Source organism: Pinirhizobacter sp. (genome assembly GCF_035317885.1).
In the GTDB taxonomy this organism is placed as follows: domain Bacteria; phylum Pseudomonadota; class Gammaproteobacteria; order Xanthomonadales; family Rhodanobacteraceae; genus Pinirhizobacter.
In genome coordinates this window covers 1-5,957 of the sequence record NZ_DATHFX010000087.1, presented here as the reverse complement: position 1 = coordinate 5,957, position 5,957 = coordinate 1, and the positions used below count along the sequence as shown (strand labels likewise).

Genomic DNA, 5,957 nt, shown 5'->3' with positions numbered 1-5,957 from the left:
CGCCGACCATCCGCCGCTACGCGTGCCGGGCACCGCGATCTTCCTTACCGCCAACCAGAACGCCGTGCCGCACGCGATGCTGCACAACCTCAAGCACAACAAGGTGCTGCACGAGCGCAACGTGATGCTGACGGTCGAGATGCTGGAAACGCCGGTTGCCGATGCCGACGAGCGGCTGGAAATCACCGACCTCGGCGGCGGCTTCTTCGGCCTGCAGGTCCGCTTCGGCTTCGCCGAGGACCCGAACATCCCGCTGACCATCGCCCGCTGTGCCGCCGAAGGCCTGGTCTTCGACATGATGGACACGACCTTCTTCCTGTCCCGCGAAACCATCGTCGCCGACGTTCGCCGGCCGGGCATGGCACTGTGGCGCGACAAGCTGTTTGCCTTCATGGCACGCAATGCGCTGCCGGCCACGGCGTTCTTCCAGATCCCGGGCAACCGGTTGATCGAGCTGGGTGCGCAGGTGGAGATCTAGGACACGACTGGCCAGCTGAAGTCACCAGACTTCTGTCAGCCGGTAGGGATTTGCTTAGGAGTAGCAGCGAAGCGACTGCGCGAACGATACGGTTTACCTGATAACGCCAAGTCCAAGGTCCATCTAGCCTCGATTAGCCCCCAAGGTGGGGTGACATTGGCGATACAGATGAAGAGGCTAGCGATCTTGAGCGTGCTGCTCGCGGCGCCGTGGTCCAGCGCGCATGCGGACTTAAAAGTGTTGGGGCGTGCGAACTGCCTCGGCCTCATAAATGAGTCCGTTACCTACGACCGGCCGCAACTGAATCCTCACTGGATGCAGACGACGAGTACCCATATTCCGCTTGGGGCAATCAATCGGCATTCTATTTCGACTCCTCGCGCGTACACCTGGCGATCGTATGCAGGCGACATTGGCGATCGAACTGTAAATACCGTTGTTGGCTCTCATTTCTTTGTGGACTACAGCAATGTTCCTTGGACGCTGCGTGTCACGGCGTACGACTGCAATTTAACGGAGTGGTAGATATGAAAAGGACGACATTAGCTGGTTTGATTGTAGTTTCCACACTTTCGGCAACTCCCATTGTTGCTCGCGACGTGATTGGTAGCTTGAGTGGCTACAGCGACACGCCAGCTATCGACAAAGAGACCGTCGAGGTTGCCAGAAGGGAGGATATCGATCTGACAAAGGCAACTTTTACGCCTGGAGTGCATCGAGTTTCCCTGGCTGAATCCTGGTTCCTCGGTTCCAGGCTCGATGCGATTCGCAAGCAGATTGCGGAGCAGGCCGAAAACGGCTTTCATCACGCGCCTGACGAAGAAGTGCCGGCGCTTTCGCGAGCCTTGGCATCAGTGCCACTCGCGGCGACCGAACTGGACAGAATTCTCGATAAACGCTACTCCTCCATCACTGACATTCGCCCAAGGCTTCGAAACGAACCCATTGATATTTCAGGTACTCAACTGGAGACGGCGCGGTTTATCGAGGCGGGGACGGCCGGGGGCTGGGAGAACGGCAAGTGGACCGGTCTCGCGCGTTATTTTGATGTTCCAGGCGCCGGCTTGATGATGCTTCAGGAGATTGACTTTGCGGCATCCCGTGCGTCGCTCACGTTAATCAATGAACTAGTCAATGCCGATGTAAACGGAGCACCGGCTATCGCAAAAACTGCGAAAACCCCGACAGGAAGGACACTGGTATCCGTTGGCTGGATGACTGATCGAATGTCGTACTCGCTCATGTGGGAGCCAGTTCGTCCTGATCGTATCCGCGAGAATCAGGAGGAGCTGATTCAGTTGGCGCGCGGTCTGGGCCGCTGATGCAGTGCTGCTTTTGGGTATGGAGGCGCGAACGGTCGGCAAAATCTTGGGCGGTGTAATGACAATGTCAGTACGATCTGTTAGTGTAGTCAACAGTCTTCCGAGATTTTCGTCATGACCGCGCCTCATACCCATCCCCCCAAGCGGGAAACCCTCAATCTCCGCATCAAGCCGGAAGAGCGAAGCCTGATTGACCGGGCTGCCAAGATGCGGGGAAAGAATCGGACGGACTTCGTGCTGGAGGCCGCCCGTGCGGCAGCTGAAGAGGCCGTCCTCGATCAAACGATGATGGCGGTGGGCCCCGATGCCTACGCTGCATTCATTGCGCGACTGGATATGCCGCCGCTGCCCAATGAGCGCTTGCGGAAAACCATGCAAACGCGTGCTCCGTGGGCCAAGGCGTAAAGGTTGGGGCACCCGAGCCCCTGGCCTCGCATCATATGCTGGATGGTTTTACCTCAGGCGTCGAGAACCTCGATTCATGGCTTAAACGCCGCGCCTTACGAAACCAGTCAACCGGAGCATCGCGTACCTTCGTTGCCTGCAGGAACTCCCGCGTGCTCGCGTACTACGCGTTGGCCTCGAGCGCGATCAACGTAGATGCTTCGCCCGGGCGGTTTCGTCGAAACATGCCAGATCCCGTACCCGTCGTTGTCTTGGGAAGGCTTGCCGTGGACCAGTCCCTGCAAGGCAGGGGCATCGGCAGGGGTCTGGTGCGGGATGCCAGCCTGCGTGTGATCCAGGCCGCCGACACCATAGGCATTCGCGGCATGATCGTGCATGCGCTGTCTGAGGAAGCGAAGTCTTTCTACGAGCGAGTCGGCTTCGAACCGTCACCGCTGGATTCGATGGTGCTGATGGTGACGCTGTCCGACCTCAAGGCGAGTGTTTGAGTCGGGCAATGCCCCGTTAATGCCATAATACGGCGATGACCGACCGCATCGTCACCGCCGTTGCCGCCATGGACGACGAGGCCCTCGAGGCCTCGATCCGCCCGAGGCGACTGTCCGAGTACCTCGGGCAGCAGGCAGTGCGCGAGCAGATGGCCATCTATATCGAGGCAGCACGGCGGCGGGGCGGGGCGCTTGACCACACGCTGATCTTCGGGCCACCGGGCCTGGGCAAGACCACCCTTTCCCACGTGATTGCCAACGAGCTGGGCGTGAAGCTGCGCTCCACCTCAGGCCCGGTGCTGGAGCGGGCAGGGGACCTGGCCGCCCTGCTGACCAACCTCGAACCCAACGACGTCCTGTTCGTGGATGAAATCCACAGGCTTTCTCCCGTGGTGGAGGAAGTGCTGTATCCGGCGATGGTGGATTTCCAGATCGACATCATGATCGGCGAAGGGCCCGCGGCCCGCTCGATCAAGCTCGACCTGCCGCCCTTCACCCTGATTGGCGCGACGACCCGCGCGGGCCTGCTCACCGGCCCTCTGCGCGACCGTTTCGGCATCATCCAGCGCCTGCAGTTCTACGACGTGGACGAGCTCACCGCGATCGTCCGCCGCGCCGCTCGCATCCTCAACATCGAGTGCGCGCTGGAAGGGGCGGTCGAGATCGCCCGTCGTTCACGTGGCACGCCGCGCATCGCCAACCGGCTGCTGCGCCGGGTGCGTGACTTCGCCGAAGTGCGTGGCGACGGCACCATCACCCACGTGACCGCCCGCGCGGCCATGGACATGCTGAAGGTGGACCAGGAAGGCTTCGACGACCTCGACCGCCGCCTGCTTCACATCATCATCAACAACTTCGAGGGCGGCCCGGTGGGCGTGGAATCGCTGGCCGCGGCGCTTTCGGAAGACCGCGGCACGCTCGAAGACGTGGTTGAGCCGTACCTGATCCAGCAGGGCTACCTGATCCGAAGCGCCCGGGGCCGCATGGCCAGCGCCAAGGCGTGGCGGCACCTGGGCCTGGCGCCGCCGCCACGGCAGCCTCAGGCGCCGGACCTTTTCGGCAGCGACGAGGCATGAATACAGCGTTTTCCTGGCCGGTCCGCATCTACTGGGAAGATACGGACGCTGGAGGTGTGGTCTACCACGCCAGCTACGTCCGCTTCCTGGAACGGGGTCGTACGGAATTCCTCCGGGCAGCCGGCATGGACCAGATTCGCCTGAGTCAGGACACTGGCCTGGCCTTCGTGGTAAGGGAAATGACCCTGGATTTCCTCCGTCCGGCCCGACTGGATGATGAACTGATGGTCACGGTGGAGGTCAAACAGCGTCGTTCAGCCAGTATCCTTTTCGCCCAGGAGATTCACCGGATCGACGGGACGCCGCTATTGCGCGCCACGGTCCGGGTCGCCTGCGTGGAGCTTGCCTCCATGCGGCCGGTAGCGATTCCCCCCGATCTATTTCCCCATTCCCTTGTCGTTGCACCCGCTGGAGAGCCCTGATCCGATGAACGGTGGACTGAACGTATTCAAGCTGGTCACTGATGCCAGCATTCCCGTCCAGCTGGTGATGGTGCTCCTGCTGGTGTTCTCGTTCCTGTCCTGGGTGATCATCATCCGCAAGTACTCGCAGATGAAAGTCGCCCACGACAACGCCGAGAGCTTCGAGGAGCGCTTCTGGTCGGGCGCCGACCTCGCCGGCCTCTACCGCGAGGTGAGCGCCCGCGGCGACCACGCCCACGGTCTGGACAACGTCTTCGAGGCGGGTTTCCGCGAGTTCGCCCGCCAGCGCAAGAGCCGCGGCAGCGATGCCGTTCGCGTGGTTGAGGGAGCCGAACGCGCCATGCGCGTGGCCGGTACCCGCGAGATCGGCAAGCTGGAACAAAACCTGGAGTTCCTAGCCAACGTCGGTTCCATCAGCCCATACGTGGGTCTGTTCGGCACCGTGTGGGGCATCATGGGTGCGTTCCAGGGTTTGGGCGAAATGAAGGACGTCACCATTTCGGTGGTGGCCCCGCACATCTCCGAGGCGCTGATCGCCACGGCCATGGGCCTGTTCGCCGCCATCCCGGCGGTGTGGGCCTATAACCGCTACGCCAACAAGGTCGAGCGTATCGCCTCGCGCTACGAGGTCTTCCAGGAAGAATTCTCCTCCGTGCTGCAGCGGCAGATCCAGTCTTCCGACGACCTGGCCTGAGCCGGCGGGAGCCGATAACCCTATGCGCCACGCAACCAAGCGGGTCAAACGCAAGCTGAAGTCCGAGATCAACGTCGTGCCTTACATCGACGTCATGCTCGTGCTGCTGATCATCTTCATGGTCACCACCCCGATGATGAACCTCGGGGTGGACATCCAGCTGCCGCAGACCGAAGCGAAATCCCTGAAGGACAAGAAAGACCCGGTCGTCATCTCGGTCGACGAGGCTGGCCAGCTGTATCTCACCTTTGAAGGCACCAAGCGCCAGCCCACCGACATCGATGGCCTGCGCACCAAGATCACCGCGTTCCACGACGCCAACCCGGAACTGCAGGTACTGATCGCCGGCGACGAGCGCGTGCCGTACGGCAAGTTCTACGAGATCCTGCCGATCCTGCAGACCGCGGGTGTCTCCAACATTGGACTGATGAGCCAGCCGCAGTCGGGCGGGAAGAATGGAAAACCCTAAGGGCACGCCCAAGGCGGTCGTCCTTGCCGCCATCCTGCACCTTGGCATCGTCGCCTTCCTGTTCCTGGCGATCCTGCCGTGCTCGGACTACGCCGGCTTCTTCGACAAGCTGGGATTGCCTGCATCCTGGAATCCGATCACCTGCGAACGGCCGATCGAGTTGCCGGGCCAGATCATCAATGCCACCCTGATCGGCCCCACGGGATCGCCGCCGCCTAAGGTCGCCAAGACAAAACCTGTCAAGGATGCAACCCCGCCGCCGCCCACGCCGCCACCGCCCAAGCAGCCGGACCTGAAAGACCAGGAAAAGGTGGTCGAGGACGCATTGCAGAAGGCCGACGACGCGAAAAAGCTTCAGGAAGAGAAGCAGAAGCAGCAGCAAGCCGAGCTCGACGCGCAGGCCGCCAAGGCCAAGAAACAGAAGGAAATCGACGAGCTCTTCAACAAACTGGACGCGGCGCAGGCCGCGACCAAGAAGGCCGACGCATCCAAGAAACAGGCCCAGGACAAGGCCGAGGAACTGAAGAACGCCTCCAATGACGCCCTGCCGGACCTACCCAACGCCGACCAGAAGCAGACCGGCACCAACGGCGCCGATACGGG

9 protein-coding genes are annotated in these 5,957 nt (G+C 61.6%); all 9 read left to right on the top strand.

Going from position 1 to position 5,957, the window contains the following annotated elements; translation table 11 throughout:
* Window positions 1-478 (top strand): KUP/HAK/KT family potassium transporter (locus VK519_RS02760; RefSeq protein ID WP_324347445.1); only part of this gene is annotated, 478 nt, incomplete at its 5' end.
* 527 nt (window positions 479-1,005) lie between these two features.
* The gene (locus tag VK519_RS02755; RefSeq protein ID WP_324347443.1) at window positions 1,006-1,800 is read left to right on the top strand and encodes a hypothetical protein; all 795 of its coding nucleotides are present in this window, start codon (window positions 1,006-1,008) and stop codon (window positions 1,798-1,800) included.
* Window positions 1,801-1,914: 114 nt separating this feature from the next.
* Window positions 1,915-2,205, top strand: a complete 291-nt coding sequence (locus VK519_RS02750; RefSeq protein WP_324347441.1) for a type II toxin-antitoxin system TacA family antitoxin — start codon at window positions 1,915-1,917, stop codon at window positions 2,203-2,205.
* 35 nt (window positions 2,206-2,240) lie between these two features.
* Entirely contained in the window at window positions 2,241-2,693 is a 453-nt protein-coding gene (locus VK519_RS02745; RefSeq protein ID WP_324347440.1) for a GNAT family N-acetyltransferase, read from the top strand.
* A 35-nt stretch (window positions 2,694-2,728) separates the two neighbouring features.
* On the top strand, window positions 2,729-3,769 hold the full coding sequence (gene ruvB, locus VK519_RS02740) for a Holliday junction branch migration DNA helicase RuvB (RefSeq protein WP_324347439.1): 1,041 nt from the start codon (window positions 2,729-2,731) through the stop codon (window positions 3,767-3,769).
* On the top strand, window positions 3,766-4,191 hold the full coding sequence (gene ybgC, locus VK519_RS02735; RefSeq protein ID WP_324347438.1) for a tol-pal system-associated acyl-CoA thioesterase: 426 nt from the start codon (window positions 3,766-3,768) through the stop codon (window positions 4,189-4,191). The genes ruvB and ybgC overlap by 4 nt, the downstream gene beginning before the upstream one ends.
* A 4-nt stretch (window positions 4,192-4,195) precedes the next feature.
* Window positions 4,196-4,885 carry a protein TolQ gene (tolQ, locus tag VK519_RS02730; protein ID WP_324347436.1) on the top strand — a complete coding sequence of 230 codons (690 nt, stop codon included), beginning with the start codon at window positions 4,196-4,198 and terminating at the stop codon, window positions 4,883-4,885.
* A gap of 22 nt (window positions 4,886-4,907) precedes the next feature.
* Entirely contained in the window at window positions 4,908-5,354 is a 447-nt protein-coding gene (tolR, locus tag VK519_RS02725; protein WP_250625064.1) for a protein TolR, read from the top strand.
* Window positions 5,341-5,957 (top strand): protein TolA (locus VK519_RS02720; protein ID WP_324347433.1); only part of this gene is annotated, 617 nt, incomplete at its 3' end. The genes tolR and VK519_RS02720, both read left to right, overlap by 14 nt.

Bases quoted from the DNA above. Each gene is read 5' to 3' on its own strand.
- VK519_RS02755 (WP_324347443.1), top strand. From the start codon at position 1,006: ATGAAAAGGACGACATTAGCTGGTTTGATTGTAGTTTCCACACTTTCG.
- VK519_RS02750 (WP_324347441.1), top strand. From the start codon at position 1,915: ATGACCGCGCCTCATACCCATCCCCCCAAGCGGGAAACCCTCAATCTC.
- VK519_RS02745 (WP_324347440.1), top strand. From the start codon at position 2,241: ATGCTGGATGGTTTTACCTCAGGCGTCGAGAACCTCGATTCATGGCTT.
- ruvB (WP_324347439.1), top strand. From the start codon at position 2,729: ATGACCGACCGCATCGTCACCGCCGTTGCCGCCATGGACGACGAGGCC.
- ybgC (WP_324347438.1), top strand. From the start codon at position 3,766: ATGAATACAGCGTTTTCCTGGCCGGTCCGCATCTACTGGGAAGATACG.
- tolQ (WP_324347436.1), top strand. From the start codon at position 4,196: ATGAACGGTGGACTGAACGTATTCAAGCTGGTCACTGATGCCAGCATT.
- tolR (WP_250625064.1), top strand. From the start codon at position 4,908: ATGCGCCACGCAACCAAGCGGGTCAAACGCAAGCTGAAGTCCGAGATC.